The following is a 16,008-nucleotide window of genomic DNA, read 5'->3' as shown; positions in this document are numbered from 1 at the left end:
CCAGAGCCGGGGGGATGTGCATGACGGTCTTCGCATGTGCGGGCTGCAACGCCGTGCTGAGTGCCCCGTTGACGCAGGTTGCGCTACCCGCCCATGCCCACCAGAACTGGGGACACGGACTGCTCCCGGTGCTCATGGAGCCCGGGACGTACGCCGTCGATCCAGAACCCTCCGGGCCGCCGTGGCGTCGGTGGAGTGAGATCACAGAGGGCGAAGCGGAAGCCCGAGGCGTGTTCGCGCCGGTCCACGCCCTGTCCTTCGGCGCCAAGGGAGCGATCGCCGTCGCGCCCGGTGACACCCGCGGCACCGTCCTGATCCCGGAACGAAACGGCGGCTCCTGTTACGGGCTGGACGGAAGCGACGGCCCGAACAATGGCCTGCGCGCGGTGTGGTCGGGCGGTGGCCACCCGTATCGACGACTGCTCGCTGTGGCAAGCGGTGTGGTTCGCCCCGCACGCCGTACGCCGCCGCTCCGCCGACGGGCCCGCTCCTCGGACAGACGGCTGGGAGGCGCCGCCGCAGGAGCGGCAGGGCACGCCGCCGGTCGAGCAGTCCGGGCTGTGGAGCCCGGTCTGGGCGGCCACGGTCGGTGCGGGGCCGGCCCACCTGCTGGCGGCCTCGGGCGGCGCACCCGTGGCCGTCCCGGGCGGCCTCGTTGCGGACGTGTTCGGCCCCGCACTCGGTGCGCTGCTCCCGTCCGGGACGCCGGCGAGGTCCGTGGCGTTGGCCGGACCCGGCTTGCCTGGCCCCGACCCCGCCGCCGACATCCTCCTCGTTCCGCAGCATCCGCGAACGGGCGCGGCATGGCAGCCGTCCGGCAGCGCGCAGACCGTGTCATTGGCCGCCGATGTGTGGACGCAGCTGGCCTTCCCCAGCGAACGGCTGCCGGTGCCCGCGACGGGCGGACTGCCCGACGGGGTCCTCCGCGACGATCCCCTGCCGATGCGTCCGCATCAGCTGTTCCGGCCCGACTCGGGACCGTTCCTCAGGACCCTGGCACGGCTGCCGGCGGTTCGTCAGCCTTGGCTGCGCAGGATCTACGACCAGGTGTGCGACCACCCGTACTCGCACCCGTTCCAGGGGCTCCACCTGCCGGCCATCGAGGGCGAGGGCCGCCTCCCGTCAGACGGACGAGGCGGCCGTCTCCGGGGACCGTGCTCCGGCTCCGTCGCGACGAGCGCGGAACGCCTCGCTCAGGGACAGGGCTCCCGGTCCCGTGAACACCAGCAGCAGGAAGGACCAGCAGTAGAGGGCCGGGCTCTCACCACCGTTCTGGAGGGGGAAGAGGCCGTCCTTCTGGTGGACGGTGAAGTAGGCGAAGGCCATGGCGCCCGAACTCAGGAAGGCCGCGGCGCGGGTGCCGATGCCGACCATGATGAGCACCCCGCACACGACCTCGATCACGGCGGCGTACCAGTAGGGCCACTCCCCTGTCTCGGTCGCCTTTCTGCCCAGCAGACCGAAGACCGACGCCGCTCCTTGGCAGGCGAACAGGAACCCGATCACGATCCGGAACAAGCCGAGGGCCAGGGGTTGGTGGGCGGTCAGCCTCGAAGTGTCCATCGTCGCTCCTGGTGAGTGTGAATGCAGCCGTACCGTATACGTCGAAAACGGCCGGCCGGTTCACCTCGCTTCTACGGCAACGGGCATGTCGAGCCGGGTCGGCCCCCCGTCGAGCCCGATCTCGAGGCCCGTGGCGGTGACGTCCAGTGCCGTGGCCTTCATTCCCAGGGGGTAGTCGGCGTCCGTGCGTTCGGTCAGAGCGTCCTGGATCCGGGCGACGACTCGGTCGGGTGCGGGGGTGCCGAGGATCTCGGCGTCCTGCAGGTGCAGGGCCACCCGGCCGTCCTGGAGGCGGGGCCGCAAGGTCGCCCGGCCGAGTCCGGCCCGGCCGAGCGCGAGCGTGACGGTGTCCGCGGCGGCGTCGAAGTCCACCGCCGTGACCGGGAGTCGGCTGTTGTGGCTGAGGGCGAGGGCCTGCAGGGAGGCCGCGGGAACCTCGATGTCGGCGTGGGTACCGGCGACGGTGCCCGAGCGGTCGCCGGTCATGCGGATACCGTTCAGCCGGGCGCGGACGGACACGTCCGGGATGCGGCCGAGGGTGGCGTGGTCGCTGCTGATGGTCACGCCGTCGAGGTGCCGGTCGAACAGGTCCAGCAGGGCCGGGCCGCCGTCGATGTCGACGGTGCTGTCCGCGCCGAGCGCCCGGCCGGCCGTGGCGGCGACGCGGCTGTGCAGCAGGGCGCGGGCGGCGAGTTCGGCGGCGGTGGCAGTGAGCAGCAGTACGGCGAGGGTGACGACGGTGACGGACGCCGTGCGGTGCCGCCGGAAGACGGAACGGATCACCTCTTCTCCCCCGCGGGCGCCGGGCCTTCGGGGTCGAGGCGGGGCAGTGTCCGGTCCAGCCAGGCCGGCAGCCACCAGTTGGCGCGGCCGAGCAGGTACATGGTCGCGGGCACCAGGACGAGCCGGACCACGGTGGCGTCGATGACGACGCTGACGCCGAGGCCCAGGGCCAGCATCTTGATCACCACGTTGGTGGAGAGCAGGAAGGCGAGGAAAACGCTGGTCATGATGAGGGCGGCGCAGGTGATGACACGGGCGGTGCCCGCCAGGCCGGCGGCGACACTGGCGTGGTTGTCCTTGGTGTGCAGCCAGGACTCGCGGATGCGGGAGAGCAGGAAGACCTCGTAGTCCATGGACAGGCCGAAGACGATGGCGAACATCATCATCGGCACGTACGACTCGACCGGCACGGGTTCCTCGACGCCGAGCAGGGAGCCACCCCAGCCCCATTGGAAGACGGCGACGACGACTCCGTAGGCGGCCCCGATGGACAGCAGGTTCAGCAGGGCCGCCTTGAGGGCGACGAGCAGGCTGCGGAACACGGTGAGCAGCAGCAGGAAGGCGGCCGCCACCACGACCGCGATGATGACCGGCAGCCGGTCCACCACCACGTCACGGAAGGTGAGTTGGGCGGCGGTGGTCCCGGTGACATGGCCGCGGGCGCCGGAGCCGGTGAGCGCTGCGGGCAGGACGTCGTCCTCCAGACGGTGCAGGAGGTCGGCGGTGGCCTGCTCCTGGGGTCCGGTCTCGGGGGTGACGGTGGTGACGAGGAGGGCCTGGTCCTGGGTGAGGGTGAGGGTGGAGACGTGCGCGACACCCGGGGTGGCGGCGAGAGCGTCGTGCAGTTCTTCGGACAGCCCTCGGCCCTCTGACGTGCCGTCGAGGTCGGCGACGATCGTGAACTGGCCGTTGGTGCCGGGGCCGAAGCCGTCGGAGATCAGGTCGTAGGCGCGGCGGTCGGTGTAGTCGGCGGGGTCGGCGCCGTTGTCGATGTGGCCGAGGCGCATCGAGGCGGTGGGGACGCTGAGCACTCCCAGGACGACGACGCCGACGACGAGGAACAGCCACGGGCGGCGGCCGACGGTGCCGGCCCAGCGATGCCAGGTGTCGGCGGTCGCGTCGGGTTCGTCGACCGGTGGGCGCACCCGCCGGCGGTCGATGCGGTGGCCCGCGATGCCCAGGAAGGCGGGGGCGACGGTGAGCGCGGCGACGGCGGCCACCACGACGGTGAGCCCGGCTGCCGCGCCGAGCGTGCCGATGAAACCGACGCCGGACGCGTACAGGCCGCCGAGCGCGAGGGCCACGGTCGCGGCGGCCACGAGCACGGCCCGGCCACTGGTGGCCACGGCCCGGCCCACGGCCTCGGCCGGGTCGTTAAGGTCGCGCAGCAGCCGTCGGTGACGGGTGATCAGGAAGAGGGCGTAGTCGATGCCGACGCCCAGGCCCATCATGGTGGCCAGCGTGGGTGCGGCATTGCCGAAGGCGAAGGCGGCTGCCAGCAGGCCAAGCAGGGAGATGCCGGTGAGCAGTCCGGTCACGGCGGTCAGCAGCGGCAGTCCGGCGGCCGCCAGGCTGCCGAATCCTGCGAGCAGCACGACGACAGCGGTGGCGAGCCCTATGATCTCCGACAGCCGGTCGGAGGCCTTGGGCCGGGCCAACTGGCCAAGCGGACCGCCGTATTCGACCTCGACACCGTCCGCGCGCAGGTCCTGCACGGCGGTGTCGACCCCGACCAGGTAGGACGTCTCGAACCCGGCCGGATTCTCCGTGAAGCGGACCGTGACGATGCCGGTCGTGCCGTCGGCGGAGACCGCGCCGGGGGTGCTCAGCGGATCGGCGGCCGAGATCACCTGCGGCAGCTTCCCGAGGGCGGCCACGGCTTCGTGGACCGTGTCCCGATGTGTGGCGAGCGGCCCGCTGTCGGTGTGCAGCACGATCTGGGAGGCCGTGCCGCGGACCTGCTTCGAACCATGGGCGTCCAGCAGGTCGGCGCCGGTCTGCACGGAGGTGCCGGGCAGCGAGAAGTCGTCCTCGTAGGTGCCGCCCCAGGCCCGGTCGGCGGCGAAGGCGGCCAGCAGGATCAGCAGCCAGGTACCGAGCACCCGGCCGGGCCGGCGGGCGCACCAGCGGCCGAGCCGGTGCAGCAGTCCGACGCCTTCGGCGGGTTCGGCGGAGGCGGGGGCTGGGAGCGATTCACGAACGTGGGTCATGCCGTCTTTCCTGGTCGGGCCTCGTCGGGCCTGGTCGGGGGTGGTCGGGGGTGAGTTGTGGTCAGTGGTGTTCCTGCTGCCAGAAGCTGCTGCGACGCCCGGCCCACCGCTGCACCCGGTCGCCGTATCCGCCGTCGAGCGCCTTGTCACGGATCGCCAGCAGCTCCTCGCGCCGCTCCTCGCCCGTGAGCCCGCGCAGTTCCCTGATGTCGGCGCGCAGTTCCTCGGGCAGGTGCCGGAAGCGGCGCTGCGCCTCATGGGCGCGGATGCGTACGCGGGTGCCGTACTCGCCGGCCAGCGCGTCCCGCCAGATCCGGGCCGCCGCCTCCGTGCGCTTGTCCGGTGCCATGCCGCGCAGCTCACGCAGATCGGCACGCAGCCGCGACGGCAGCCATCCGGGCACGGGCTGTGGGTCGGTGCCGGCGAAGGCGACCGCGTCGGCGTCGGCGAGCTCGACCGCCGACGTGCCCCCGGGCGCCGAGGTCGAACCGGTCGGCCCGGACGATGCCGTCCACACCGCCGCGGTCACCACGGCTGCGGTGGCGACGGCCAGCGCGGTCCTCCGGGTGCTGCGGGTCACGGCCGTACTGATGCGGTTCACGATGTCCTCCCCTTGCTCGTTCTCGGCGTCAGCCTGTCGGCGGCGTACGAGGGGGATGTTCGGCGAATGTTCGGGGCGTGTAAGGGCATGCCCTGAAGGGGCGCGGGGAACTGCGCGACCAGCCACGATGGCGCCGCAGACGGCCGACGACGCATCGCGGCACTTCCAGCGGAGCGCTTAGCATCGTTGGCCGGGCCCGCCTGCCCGCGGTGCGAGGAGAGAGGCACATGCAGGAGAACAAGGGGCTCGTCCTGGTTGTCGAGGACGAACAGAACATCGCCGACCTGCAGCGGCGCTACCTGAGCCGGGAGGGCTTCGGGGTGCACGTCGAGGCCGACGGCGATGCCGCGCTGGCCGCCGTCCGCCGGATGCGGCCGGTGGCGATCGTGCTGGACATTGCCCTGCACGGCATGGACGGCATGGAGGTCTGCCGCCGGCTGCGGGAGGAGGGCGACTGGACGCCGGTGCTCTTCGTGACCGCGCGCGACGAGGTCACCGACCGCATCCTCGGCCTGGAGCTCGGCGCCGACGACTACCTCACCAAACCGTTCTCCCCGCAGGAACTCGTCGCCCGCGTCAAGAGCCTGCTGCGGCGCGCCGCGGGTCCGCAGCGCGACCCGGTGAGCCGGGTGGGACGCCTCACGCTGGACACCGGCCGCCGCACCCTCCTGGTCGACGACCGCCCGGTGGAGCTGACGACGACCGAGTTCAACCTGCTCGCCTTCCTGATGAGCCACCCCGAACAGGTCTTCTCCCGCGAGCAGTTGCTTGGCCAGGTCTGGGGCTATGCCGGTTACCGCGACACCCGTGTGATGGACGTCTACGTCTCCCAGCTGCGCGCCAAACTGGGCAACGCGAGCCCGATCCGCACCGTCCGCGGGGTCGGCTACAGCGTCACCGGCGCCGGCCGATGACCGTCCGGGGCCGCCGTGGCACCCTGGCCGGCAGTGTGGTCCTGCTGACCACCGCCGTCGCGGCCGTGGCCGTGCTGGTGACCGGGCTGTTCGCCTGGCGGATGATTCGTACGAACGCGGAGGCCCAGGAGCGCGACGAGCTCGCCCGCCGGGCGGAGGTCCTGGCCCGTACGCCGCCCCTGGCCTCGTGGATACTGAACCGGCAGCAGCGCATCGCCGGACCGGAGGACATCCGGCTCGCCCTCGTCGGTCCTTCCGGCGAGGTGACGGGACCGGCGGCCGCTGCCGTCGACGGGGACAGCCGCGAGGCACTGCTCGCGGGGCGCGACGTGTCAGCCGGGGCACGCCTCGACGGCCACGGCGTACTGGTGGAGGGGGCGCCGACCCCCAACGGCGGCGGGCTGGTGCTCACCCAGCCGCTCAGCGCCGTCGACCAGGCCACCGACCGGATGCGCGGCGCCCTCGTGCTGCCCCTGGTCCTGGGGCTGGCCGGCGCGGGGCTGTCGGGTGCGCTGCTGGCCCGGCGTCTGGCGCGTCCGCTCGTCTCGGCCGCCCGCACCGCCCACCGGCTGTCGGAGGGTGAGCGCGGTCTGACGGTGCCCGCGCAGGGGCCCACCGAGGTGGCCGAACTGGCAGGCGCCCTCAACACCTTGGACGCGGCGCTGGCCCGCAGCGAGAACCGGCAGCGTGACTTCCTGATGTCCGTCTCCCACGAGATCCGTACCCCGCTGACGACCGCACGCGGCTACGCCGAGGCCCTCGCCGACTCAGTGATCACGGGTGACGAGGTGCCCGCGGCCGGCCGCATCCTGCGCACCGAGATGGAGCGCCTGGAACGGTTCGTGGGCGACCTGCTCGCCCTGGCCCGCCTGGAGGCCGACGACTTCCGCCTCGACATCACCGAGGTCGACCTGGACGCGCTGGTGGCGACGGCCGCGACCGCCTGGTCGGCCCGGTGCGCCCGGCACGACGTCGACTTCCGCGTCGAACGCCCCGGACATCCGCTGACGGTCACCACCGACGGCTTCCGGGTACGCCAGCTCCTCGACGGCCTCGCCGAGAACGCCCTGCGGGTCACCCCGGCCGGGCGGCCCCTCGTCCTGGCCCTGCACCCCGACGGCAGCGGCGCGCGGATCGACATCCGCGACGGCGGCCCCGGCCTCACCGACGAGGACGCGGCGGTCGCCTTCGAACGCGGCGTGCTCACCGAGCGCTACCGCGGTGTCCGTGCCGTCGGCAGCGGGCTGGGCCTGGCCATCGCCCACCGTCTGACCGCCCGGCTCGGCGGCACCATCACCGCTCACGGCCGCGCACCGGAGGGCGGCGCCTGCTTCACCGTACGACTGCCGCCGTCCCCCGACCCCGACATGGCGGCCCCGGGTCCCGGCGATCCGTACACGCCCCGAACACAACGCTGACGCTGCCGTTGTTCTGATCGGTCACGCTCCCTCCCAGGGCCACACAGAGGAGGAACGAGACGATCATGTCCACCCTCGGCAGACTGTTCCCAGGACGACCGACCGCCCTGCTCCGGCGCCGCCGCACGGCCGGTCAGGAACGCGCGATGCCCCGCCGTCTGCGCCAGGACCTCGAACGGGCCCTGGCCGAGGACGACGACGCGGCCCGGCGGACCGCCGTCGACCGAGTCGTCCGAGGCATCACGGAGGGGACGTACGGCCGGGGCTTCCAGGAACGCGCTGCTCATGCGGCCGACCGCAGCCGCCCCGCCGATCATCGGGCGAGCCTTGATCACCTCCCGCCGTCGTCTCGCGTTGCGGGTCGTCCGGTCGGCGGCGGAGACTGACGGAGACCGACCAGGAACGGTGGCACTCCGGAAGGCCTTGAGCGATGGGCGAATACATGGAGCTCCCCGGCGTCAAGACGTGGTACGAGGCCGAAGGCGCCGGTGATCCGTTGCTCCTCCTCCACGGCGGGCTCTGCACCAACGAGACCTGGGGGCCCCAGCGGGCCGAGTTCGCGGCGAGGTATCGCGTCTTCCTCCCCGAGCGGCGCGGCCACGGGCACACGCCCGACGTCTCCGGGCCGATCAACTACCGGGACATGGCCGAGGACACCATCGACTTCATCGAGTCGGCCGTCGGCGGTCCCGCTCATCTCGTCGGATGGAGCGACGGCGGCATCGTCGCCCTCCTCGTCGCCATCGCCCGCCCCGACCTGGTCCGGAAGATCGTGGCCGTGGGGTCCAACTTCCGCCCGGGACCGGAAAGCGGCGTGGTGCCGGAGATGTTCGACCAGCTGACGCCCGAGGGGCCCGAACTGGCGCCGTTCCGCGAGATGTACGAAGCTGTCTCGCCCGATGGTGCCGGCCACTGGCCCGTCGTCGTGGGCAAGTTGGTGGAGATGTTCCACGCGCAGCCGACCATCTCCACGGAGGAATTGGCCCGGATCACCGCGCCCACGCTCGTCCTCGTCGGAGACGACGACATGGTGACCCTGGAACACACCGTCGCCCTGTACCGCGCGATCCCCGACTCGGAGCTGGCCGTCGTTCCCGGGACCTCGCACGCGCTGCTGATGGAGAAGCCCGGGCAGGTCAACGAGATGATCCTCGACTACCTCGCGCACGACCCCGTCCCGACGATGCTGCCCGTACGACGCGCGCACGCGACAGCCACGGGCTGACCCGGATACGGACCTGCGCGGTGTGGTGGAGTCAGGTCGTCCCGCGCTTTACACGAGGCATGCGAGCGACTAACGTACAACCAAATGGTTGTAGATGAAGTGACCGACGGAAGCCTGGACCGGCTCTTCCATGCCCTGGCGGACACGACGCGCCGGGACATACTCCGCCGCTGCGTCCAGGGCGAACTGTCGGTGTCGCGACTGGCGGAGGCCTACCCGATGAGCTTCGCCGCCGTTCAGAAACACGTGACCGTGCTGGAGCGAGCGGGACTCGTCACCAAACAGCGCCGAGGACGCGAGCAGCTCGTCCTCACCGAACCCGAGGCCGTGGCGCGGGCACGGCAGGCCCTCGACGAGCTGGAAGCCCTCTGGCGCGGCAGGGTGGAGCGCATGTCCCACCTCCTCGCGCAGGACCCCCGCACGGCAGACCACGATCCACAGGAAGGACAGGACAGATGAGCGTGACCAGCGTGGACAAGGATCTCGACCGTCTCACCCTCACTCTGATCGCCGACTTCTCCGCACCGGTCGAGAAGGTGTGGCAGCTGTGGGCGGACCCCCGTCAGCTGGAGCGCTGGTGGGGACCGCCGACCTACCCGGCCACCGTCGAGGACCATGATCTGACCCCGGGTGGCGAGGTCACGTACTTCATGACGGGCCCCGAGGGTGACAAACACCGCGGCTGGTGGCGCATCACCTCGGTCGCCCCGCCCTCGTCCCTGGAGTTCACCGACGGCTTCGCCGACGAGGAGGGAACCCCGGCGCCCACCATGCCGACCACCACCGTGCGTGTGCAGCTGACCGAGCGCGGGGACGGCACCCGTATGGAGATCCGTTCCGCCTTCGACACCCGGGAGCAGATGGAACAGCTGATGACCATGGGCATGGAGGAAGGCCTCAAGGAGGCTGTCGGCCAGATGGACGGACTTCTCGCCGGCTGAGTGCGTTCTGCGACCGGGTCCGCCGGCTCAGCGCTTCCACACGCCCGGTCCCCCGCCCCGCCATTCGATCCACGTCAGCCGCGCCACATCCGCCGGGTCGACCTCCAGGCCGGCCCGGCGCAGGAACTCGGCGACGTCCGCCACGTTGTGCGCCAGCCCGAGGATCTCACCGTCCACGCGCACGCGCCGCCCGCCCGTGGGCGACGGCGGATGGACGATCACGCGAATCGGCCGGGACATGGCTTCAGGATCAGCCGGACTCCAAGCGTCCGCATCCGGGCGGCTCGGTCGGGTCATGTCCCCGGACCGGTTTCGGAGCCGTCGCGCGGGAGTTCCTGCTCGGCCCAGATGATCTTTCCGCCGGACGTGTAGCGAACACCCCAGCGATGAGTGAGCTGAGCGACCAGGAACAGACCACGGCCGCCCTCGTCCATGGCGCGCGCATGCCTCAGTCGTGGGGCGGTGCTGCTGGAGTCGGCGACCTCGCAGGTCAGGCGGGAGTCACGGAGCAGTCGCAGGCTGATGGGCGGTTCGGCATAGCGGATCGCGTTGGTGACCAGCTCGCTCACGACGAGTTCGGTCGTCATGGCCAGCTCTCCCAGGCCCCAGGCCTCCACCTGGCGGGTCGCCCGGGTGCGGACGTCATGGACGGCGGCCGGGTCCACGGGCACCTCCCAGGAGACGACATGGTCGGCACCCAGGGTGTGGGTGCGGGCCAGCAGGAGGGCGATGTCGTCGGGCTGCGGCCCGGGCACGAGCTGCCGTACCGCGGAGGTGCACAGGGCCCCGAGGTCGGAGTCGGCCCGGGCCAGCACCTCGCCGAGCCGCGCCATGCCCCGCACCATGTCCTGGTCGGCTCCCTCGATGAGGCCGTCGGTGTAGAGGCCGATCAGGCTTTTCTCGGCCAGCTCGATCTCCGCGGCCTCGAAGGCCATCCCGCCCAGGCCGAGCGGGGGCCCCGCGGGGGGTTCCGGGAAGGAGACCTGCCCGTCCGGTGCGACGACGACCGGGGGCGGATGTCCGGCGCGGGCCATCGTGCATCGCCGGGTGACCGGATCGTAGACGGCGTACAGACAGGTGGCTCCGAGAAAGGCGCTGGTGCTCTGCTGGGCGGCCCGGTCGTCGGTCTTCTCCTCGCTCAGCCGCAGCACGAGGTCGTCAAGGTGTGCCAGCAGCTCGTCGGGAGGCAGCTCCATGTCGGCGAGGGTCTGCACCGCGGTGCGCAGCCGGCCCATGGCCGCCGCCGCGGTGATGCCGTGACCGACCACATCGCCGACGACCAGGCCCACGCGGGCACCGGACAGCGGGATCACGTCGAACCAGTCGCCGCCGACCCCGTCCGTGGGGTCGGCCGGCAGATAGGTGGACGCCACATCCAGCGCCGTTCCGCCCGAGAGGCCCTGCGGCAGCAGACTGCGCTGAAGGGTGACGGCGGCGGTGTGTTCCCGTGTGTAGCGGCGGGCGTTGTCGACGCACAGCGCCGCCCGGGCCACCAGCTCCCGGGCCAGCAGGACGTCGTCGGGCTGGAACGGGACGGTGTTGACCGACCGTACGAACGTGGTGAGCCCGAGGGCGGTGTTCCGCGCCCGCATCGGCACGGAGATGAGCGAGTGCAGCCCGAACTCGCGCATGGTCGCCACTCTCGCCGGCTGTTCGGCGACCCACTGTTCGTCGGACGGGTCGAGGACCGGGATGAGGATCGGTTCGCCGCTGACGAGGAGGTCCACACCGTGCGGCGGAGGCAGGAAGTCCACTCTGTCCCCGATCCGCGCCACGGCCTCCGGGCAGCCCTCTCGCACGGACTGCATTCCGGCACGCCGCATCGCGGGCTTCGCGGGTGCCGGTCCCGCGTCGCTCAGCCACGCCCCGTGCCCCTCGGTGCTGAGGACGGGCTCCAGGAGATCGACGATGACGAAGTCCGCGAACCGGGGAACGGCGAAGTCGGCGAGTTCCTGAGCCGTCCGCATCACATCGAGGGTGCTGCCGATGCGGGTCCCGGCCTCGTTGACCAGCGACAGCAAGTGGCGCACGTTCCACCGCTCGGTGACGTCCTGGACCATGTAGCAGACCCCGGTGACGGCGTCGTCGGCGTCCACGAGCGGGAAGAACGACGTGGAGTAGGCGTGCTGACGGTGCGGATCGGCCCAGCTCCAGCCCACATACTCGTAGTCGATCACCGGCTTCCCGGTCGTCAGGACCTTGCCCATCAGTCCCTCGATGCTCTGTGCCTGCAGCCCCGGCAGCAGCTCGCTCAGCCGACGCCCCAGCCGCTGCTCACGGGGCACACCGCCGAAGCGCTCCAGGGTGTCGTTCAGCCACACATAGCGAAGGTCCCGGTCCATCACCGCCATGCCGAGCGGCGAGCGGGTCAGGAAACCGTCGAGCACGGACTGACCGACCGCCCATTGCTGCCTCTGCTCGCGGGCCGAGATCAGGAAGCACTCGTCCTCGCCGATGCGGAAGGACGCGGAGACCCTCAGGTCGGCGTCCAGGGGACCGTCGTCGCGGTGCCGGAGCGGGAGGAGGCCGCTCCACCCCATCCCAGCGCGGCACCGGTCCGCGATACCGGCCGCACGTGCCGGATCGGCGGGCATGGCCAGCAGGCGGGCGGCGGAGCCGCCGACGACCTCCTCCGCCCTGTGGCCGAGGAGTGCTTCGGCCCCCTTGGTCCAGCCGACCACGACGCCGGCCGCGGACACCACGGCCGCCGCGTCGCTGGAGGCGTCGAAGAGCTCGCGCGGCCCTGCGGACGTGGGCGCGCCGGATCCGTCGTGCGCAGAATCCATGGGGTTCCCATCCTCTACACGCCCATGGTCCTGCTAGTCCGCCGGTTGCGCACGGTCCCGGCGGCTGACGGCTGACGGCTGACGGCTGACGGCTGACGGGACCGTACGCAACCGTCCCGGCGGCCGGCAGGCCTGTGCGCAACCGTCCCGGCGGCCGGCGACCCGCGGCCGGACCGGCCGGCCGAGCGGCACCGGGATGCGCGGGGGATGTACCGGCCGAGCGGCACCGGGATGCACAGGGGATGCACCGGCCGAGCAGCGCCGGACTGGGCAGGCCGAAAGGCGGGAGGGAGCATGAGAAACACGGTCCCGACGACCCGCGGCCGGACCGGCCCGCCGGAGCGGCACCAGGATGCGCGGGGGACGCACAGGCCGAGCGGCACCGGGACGCACGGCCCGAGCAGCGCCGGACTGGGCAAGGCCGAAGGCGGGAGGGAGCATGGGAAAGGGGTAGTCGGAATCCAGGCGTGCGGTGATACCGACGGAGGTCGGCGAGTCCTGCCGCCGGTGGAGGAGGTTCTGCGATGACAGCCGAGACCCTCCCGCCGGACGGTGACGAGTACGGCTCCGAGCCGCCCCGCCCGACCGGGCTGCTGGATGTGCTGAGCGTGGCCGCGGTGGTCCTGGACATCCGCGGCCGCATCGTGTTCTGGACCCCGCAGGCCGAGGAGCTCTTCGGCTACACCGCGCAGGAGGCCCTCGGCGAGTACGCGGCACGGCTGTTCATCGACCCCGAGCACCTGCAGGCCGTGACGAGTCTGTTCGCGGAGGTGCTGGAGACCGGCCAGAGCTGGGCCGGTGCCTTCCCCATCCGGCACAAGGACGGCAGCAGCCGTCTGATGGAGTTCCGCAACATCCGCCTGCTGGACGACCTCGGAGATGTCTACGCCCTCGGCATCGCGGCCGACCACAGCCTGCTCCAGCGTGTCGAGACGGACCTGGCGCTGTGCGAGCGGTTGATCAACCAGTCCCCGATCGGCCTGGCCCTGCTGGATCCCGAGTTGCGGTATCTCCTGGTCAACCCGGCGCTGGAACGCATCGACGGGATCCCCGCCGAGGATCACATCGGCCGGCACCTCAGGGAGACCCTGCCCTTCCCCGACGTGGAGACCGTCGAGTCCGCGCTGCGCCAGGTGCTCACCACCGGCACCCCGCTGCTCGACCAGTACCACGTGGGCCGTCCCCCGGCGGACCCCGACCACGAGCACGCCTGGTCCCTGTCCTTCTACCGCCTGGAGGACCCCGGTGGCCGGGTCCTGGGCGCGGCCGCCTCCGTCGTCGACGTCACCGAGCGGCATCGCGCGGCCGGGGAGGCCGACCGGGCCCGGCGACGCCTGGCCCTCATCGCCGACGCCTCCACCCGTGTCGGGACCACCCTGGAGGTGGAGCAGACCGCCCATGAACTGGCCGAGGTCGCCACTCCCGAGCTCGCCGACGTGGTCGCCGTGGACGTCCTCGACTCCGCCCTGGCGTGCCGCCGCACGCGCGGACCCGACGACGGTACGGAGCTGTTCCGCGCCCTCGCTCTCAAGGCGGCCCACCCCACCGTCGCCCTGCGCGCAGCCGACCCTCCCGGTGACCTCGCCGCCTACGAGGGCGACCGCCTGGTCACCCTGTGCGTGCACAGCGGCCGGCCGGTGCTGGTGCGCCACGTCGGCGACCAGGATCTGCGGCGCATCGCCCGCGACCCCGAGGCCGCCACGCTGCTGGCCCGCGCGGGGGTCCACTCGTATCTCGCGGTGCCGCTGGTCGCCCACGGCGAGGTGCTGGGCGCCCTCGACCTCAAGCGCACCCGCAACCCGCTCCCGTTCGACGAGGACGACGTCGTCCTCGCCAGTGAGCTGGCCAGTCGCGCGGCCGTGGCCATCGACAACGCCCGCTGGTTCCAGAGCGTGCGCAACACCGCCCTCACGCTGCAGCGCAGCCTGCTGCCCAACCATCCGCCGCACCAGACCGGTCTGGAACTCGCCTCCCGCTATCAGCCCGCCCAGGCCACCAGCGAGGTCGGCGGTGACTGGTACGACGTCATCTCCCTGGAGGACGACAAGACCGCCCTGGTCGTCGGCGACGTCATGGGCAACGGCATCGACGCCGCCGCCACCATGGGCCGGCTGCGCACCGCCACCTGTGCCTACGCGGACCTCGACCTCGACCCCGGCGCCGTGCTCCAGCACCTGGACAAGATCACCTGCGATCTGGAGCACTACATCGTCACCTGCCTTTACGCGGTGTACGACCCCCACACAAGACGGTGCCGCATGGCCAACGCGGGCCATATGCCGCCGGCGCTGGCCCGGCCGGACAAGGCCCCCGTGCTCCTCGACCTTCCTCCCGCGGCGCCGCTCGGCGTCGGCGGCATCCCCTTCGAGACCACCACGTTCGACCTCAGCCCCGACGACCTGCTGGTCCTCTACACCGACGGCCTCGTGGAGACCCGGCACCACCCCATCGACGACCGCCTGAACGTCCTCCTCAGCTTCCTCGACGAACCCCGCAGACCCCTGGAGGAACTCTGCGACCTGCTCCTGTACGGACTGCGCCACCCCGACGACCACGACGACGTCGCTCTCCTGGTCGCCCGGACGTTGTAGGAGGCGCCGCCTGAGCCGTGGGAGCGCGATACGGGCTCGGCAGGAGCGGTGTCAGGAAGCTCTCGTCGGGGAGACCGCCGCCCGGGCCGCGCGTTCCACCGCCGCGATGCCGTCCTTCATCGAGGTGTTGCCGTCGGACAGGACCGCGACGAGGCAGTGGTGTCCGTCCACCGTGATCCGTCCGATGCTGTTGACGTCCCACAGCCCGGTCGTGTCGCGTTGCAGCCAGCCGTTCTTGAGCGCCCAGCCCGGGTCGGAGGCCGCCGAGACACCCCAGGCCTGTTCGTCGTCGATGCGGGTCATCAGCGTGCGGATGTAGGTCCGGGAGGCCTCACTCAGGGCCGTGGAGCCCTCGGGCGATGGCCGGCCGGTGCCGAACACCGCACGCAGCAGACGGATCTGGTCGGTTGCGGTCGTCCGCGTGAGCCCCCACTTGGCGCCGGGCCGGGCCGTGGTCGAGGTCAGCCCGAGCCGTTTGTTCGCCGCCGCCAGGCCCGGCGCCCTCCCGATGCGCCGCCACAGCAAGTTGGCTGCCGCGTTGTCGCTGCGCCGGATCATGGCCTCCGCCTGGGCGCGCTCCTGCCGGGTGAGGCGGTGCCCGGTGTCCTGCGAGCGGAGGAGCAGCGCGGCGAGGATGTCGACCTTGATGATGCTGGCGGTGTCGTAGGGGATGTCGTCGCCGTACACCCGCGGCTTGCGGGCCGGGCTGTCCAGGTCGAGCACGGCGGCCGTGACGCGCGGCGTGCGCTGCGGCCGCTGCGGATCGGGCCGTGGGACGTCGGCCGTGACGGCATCGGATCGCACGGCCGCCGCGGCCGCCGGTGCCGGGGTGAGCGTGCCGACCGTGAGGATCGTTGCCACCGAGCCGGTGAGGAATGCCGCGCAGAGCCCTGCGCGCCTGCCGCGGGGACTGCGCTGTCGCACGCTCCGCGGGGGCGGCCGGAGGGACGGGCGGTACGGCATCACGGGTGGCCTC

At 72.1% G+C, this 16,008-nt stretch carries 14 protein-coding genes and 1 pseudogene; 8 read left to right on the top strand and 7 right to left on the bottom strand.

The genetic code is table 11. The features are described from left to right. Nucleotides 1–20: 20 nt before the first annotated feature. A pseudogene (locus F7R91_RS42820) lies at nt 21–1,068 on the top strand (hypothetical protein); the annotation flags it as partial. A 54-nt stretch (nt 1,069–1,122) separates the two neighbouring features. Here the strand turns inward: F7R91_RS42820 and F7R91_RS20825 are convergent. The 4 genes from F7R91_RS20825 to F7R91_RS20810 all read right to left on the bottom strand — a co-directional run bounded on the left by F7R91_RS20825 (nt 1,123) and on the right by F7R91_RS20810 (nt 5,157). Beyond that, nucleotides 1,123–1,563 carry a DoxX family protein gene (locus F7R91_RS20825; protein WP_150950595.1) on the bottom strand — a complete coding sequence of 147 codons (441 nt, stop codon included), beginning with the start codon at nt 1,561–1,563 and terminating at the stop codon, nt 1,123–1,125. 60 nt (nt 1,564–1,623) lie between these two features. Then, nucleotides 1,624–2,346 carry an LmeA family phospholipid-binding protein gene (locus F7R91_RS20820; RefSeq protein ID WP_191971573.1) on the bottom strand — a complete coding sequence of 241 codons (723 nt, stop codon included), beginning with the start codon at nt 2,344–2,346 and terminating at the stop codon, nt 1,624–1,626. Then, entirely contained in the window at nt 2,343–4,556 is a 2,214-nt protein-coding gene (locus F7R91_RS20815; protein ID WP_150950594.1) for an MMPL family transporter, read from the bottom strand. The genes F7R91_RS20820 and F7R91_RS20815 overlap by 4 nt, the downstream gene beginning before the upstream one ends. Before the next feature lie 61 nt (nt 4,557–4,617). Further along, complete coding sequence (locus tag F7R91_RS20810; RefSeq protein WP_150950593.1) at nt 4,618–5,157, bottom strand: hypothetical protein; 540 nt, start codon at nt 5,155–5,157, stop codon at nt 4,618–4,620. Between the two features lie 227 nt (nt 5,158–5,384). On the opposite strand from F7R91_RS20810, the gene F7R91_RS20805 reads away from it, so the two are divergent. From F7R91_RS20805 to F7R91_RS20780, 6 genes are all read left to right on the top strand, one after another. Next, on the top strand, nt 5,385–6,071 hold the full coding sequence (locus F7R91_RS20805) for a response regulator transcription factor (protein WP_150950592.1): 687 nt from the start codon (nt 5,385–5,387) through the stop codon (nt 6,069–6,071). Continuing rightward, entirely contained in the window at nt 6,068–7,489 is a 1,422-nt protein-coding gene (locus tag F7R91_RS20800) for a HAMP domain-containing sensor histidine kinase (protein ID WP_150950591.1), read from the top strand. Before F7R91_RS20805 ends, F7R91_RS20800 begins: the two co-directional genes overlap by 4 nt. Nucleotides 7,490–7,554: 65 nt before the next feature. Then, a complete protein-coding gene (locus tag F7R91_RS20795) occupies nt 7,555–7,875 on the top strand; it encodes a hypothetical protein (protein WP_150950590.1) in 321 nt (106 codons plus the stop codon). A gap of 44 nt (nt 7,876–7,919) precedes the next feature. Continuing rightward, a complete protein-coding gene (locus tag F7R91_RS20790) occupies nt 7,920–8,714 on the top strand; it encodes an alpha/beta fold hydrolase (protein WP_150950589.1) in 795 nt (264 codons plus the stop codon). Nucleotides 8,715–8,798: 84 nt separating this feature from the next. Continuing rightward, complete coding sequence (locus F7R91_RS20785; protein ID WP_150950588.1) at nt 8,799–9,173, top strand: ArsR/SmtB family transcription factor; 375 nt, start codon at nt 8,799–8,801, stop codon at nt 9,171–9,173. Further along, on the top strand, nt 9,170–9,655 hold the full coding sequence (locus tag F7R91_RS20780) for an SRPBCC family protein (protein ID WP_150950587.1): 486 nt from the start codon (nt 9,170–9,172) through the stop codon (nt 9,653–9,655). Before F7R91_RS20785 ends, F7R91_RS20780 begins: the two co-directional genes overlap by 4 nt. A gap of 27 nt (nt 9,656–9,682) precedes the next feature. Here the strand turns inward: F7R91_RS20780 and F7R91_RS20775 are convergent, their stop codons facing one another. Continuing rightward, nucleotides 9,683–9,895, bottom strand: a complete 213-nt coding sequence (locus tag F7R91_RS20775; protein WP_150950586.1) for a hypothetical protein — start codon at nt 9,893–9,895, stop codon at nt 9,683–9,685. A 53-nt stretch (nt 9,896–9,948) separates the two neighbouring features. Further along, nucleotides 9,949–12,441 carry a SpoIIE family protein phosphatase gene (locus F7R91_RS20770; RefSeq protein WP_150950585.1) on the bottom strand — a complete coding sequence of 831 codons (2,493 nt, stop codon included), beginning with the start codon at nt 12,439–12,441 and terminating at the stop codon, nt 9,949–9,951. 524 nt (nt 12,442–12,965) lie between these two features. Between F7R91_RS20770 and F7R91_RS20765 the strand changes: the two genes are divergently transcribed. Further along, the gene (locus F7R91_RS20765) at nt 12,966–15,032 is read left to right on the top strand and encodes a SpoIIE family protein phosphatase (protein WP_150950584.1); all 2,067 of its coding nucleotides are present in this window, start codon (nt 12,966–12,968) and stop codon (nt 15,030–15,032) included. A 51-nt stretch (nt 15,033–15,083) separates the two neighbouring features. Here F7R91_RS20765 and F7R91_RS20760 read toward each other — a convergent pair whose 3' ends face one another. Further along, nucleotides 15,084–15,995, bottom strand: a complete 912-nt coding sequence (locus F7R91_RS20760) for a serine hydrolase (protein ID WP_150950583.1) — start codon at nt 15,993–15,995, stop codon at nt 15,084–15,086. Nucleotides 15,996–16,008: the final 13 nt, after the last annotated feature.

Source organism: Streptomyces luteolifulvus, assembly GCF_008806595.1.
In the GTDB taxonomy this organism is placed as follows: Bacteria; Actinomycetota; Actinomycetes; order Streptomycetales; family Streptomycetaceae; genus Streptomyces; species Streptomyces luteolifulvus.
The sequence above is the reverse complement of the archived record's forward strand: the minus strand, read 5'-3'. Positions and strand labels throughout refer to the sequence as shown.

What these genes read in the sequence shown, in the direction of transcription:
- F7R91_RS20785 (WP_150950588.1), top strand. Translation starts at nt 8,799, where the DNA reads ATGGTTGTAGATGAAGTGACCGACGGAAGCCTGGACCGGCTCTTCCAT.
- F7R91_RS20805 (WP_150950592.1), top strand. Translation starts at nt 5,385, where the DNA reads ATGCAGGAGAACAAGGGGCTCGTCCTGGTTGTCGAGGACGAACAGAAC.
- F7R91_RS20800 (WP_150950591.1), top strand. Translation starts at nt 6,068, where the DNA reads ATGACCGTCCGGGGCCGCCGTGGCACCCTGGCCGGCAGTGTGGTCCTG.
- F7R91_RS20825 (WP_150950595.1), bottom strand. Translation starts at nt 1,563, where the DNA reads ATGGACACTTCGAGGCTGACCGCCCACCAACCCCTGGCCCTCGGCTTG.
- F7R91_RS20795 (WP_150950590.1), top strand. Translation starts at nt 7,555, where the DNA reads ATGTCCACCCTCGGCAGACTGTTCCCAGGACGACCGACCGCCCTGCTC.
- F7R91_RS20765 (WP_150950584.1), top strand. Translation starts at nt 12,966, where the DNA reads ATGACAGCCGAGACCCTCCCGCCGGACGGTGACGAGTACGGCTCCGAG.
- F7R91_RS20760 (WP_150950583.1), bottom strand. Translation starts at nt 15,995, where the DNA reads ATGCCGTACCGCCCGTCCCTCCGGCCGCCCCCGCGGAGCGTGCGACAG.
- F7R91_RS20780 (WP_150950587.1), top strand. Translation starts at nt 9,170, where the DNA reads ATGAGCGTGACCAGCGTGGACAAGGATCTCGACCGTCTCACCCTCACT.
- F7R91_RS20790 (WP_150950589.1), top strand. Translation starts at nt 7,920, where the DNA reads ATGGGCGAATACATGGAGCTCCCCGGCGTCAAGACGTGGTACGAGGCC.
- F7R91_RS20770 (WP_150950585.1), bottom strand. Translation starts at nt 12,441, where the DNA reads ATGGATTCTGCGCACGACGGATCCGGCGCGCCCACGTCCGCAGGGCCG.
- F7R91_RS20815 (WP_150950594.1), bottom strand. Translation starts at nt 4,556, where the DNA reads ATGACCCACGTTCGTGAATCGCTCCCAGCCCCCGCCTCCGCCGAACCC.
- F7R91_RS20775 (WP_150950586.1), bottom strand. Translation starts at nt 9,895, where the DNA reads ATGTCCCGGCCGATTCGCGTGATCGTCCATCCGCCGTCGCCCACGGGC.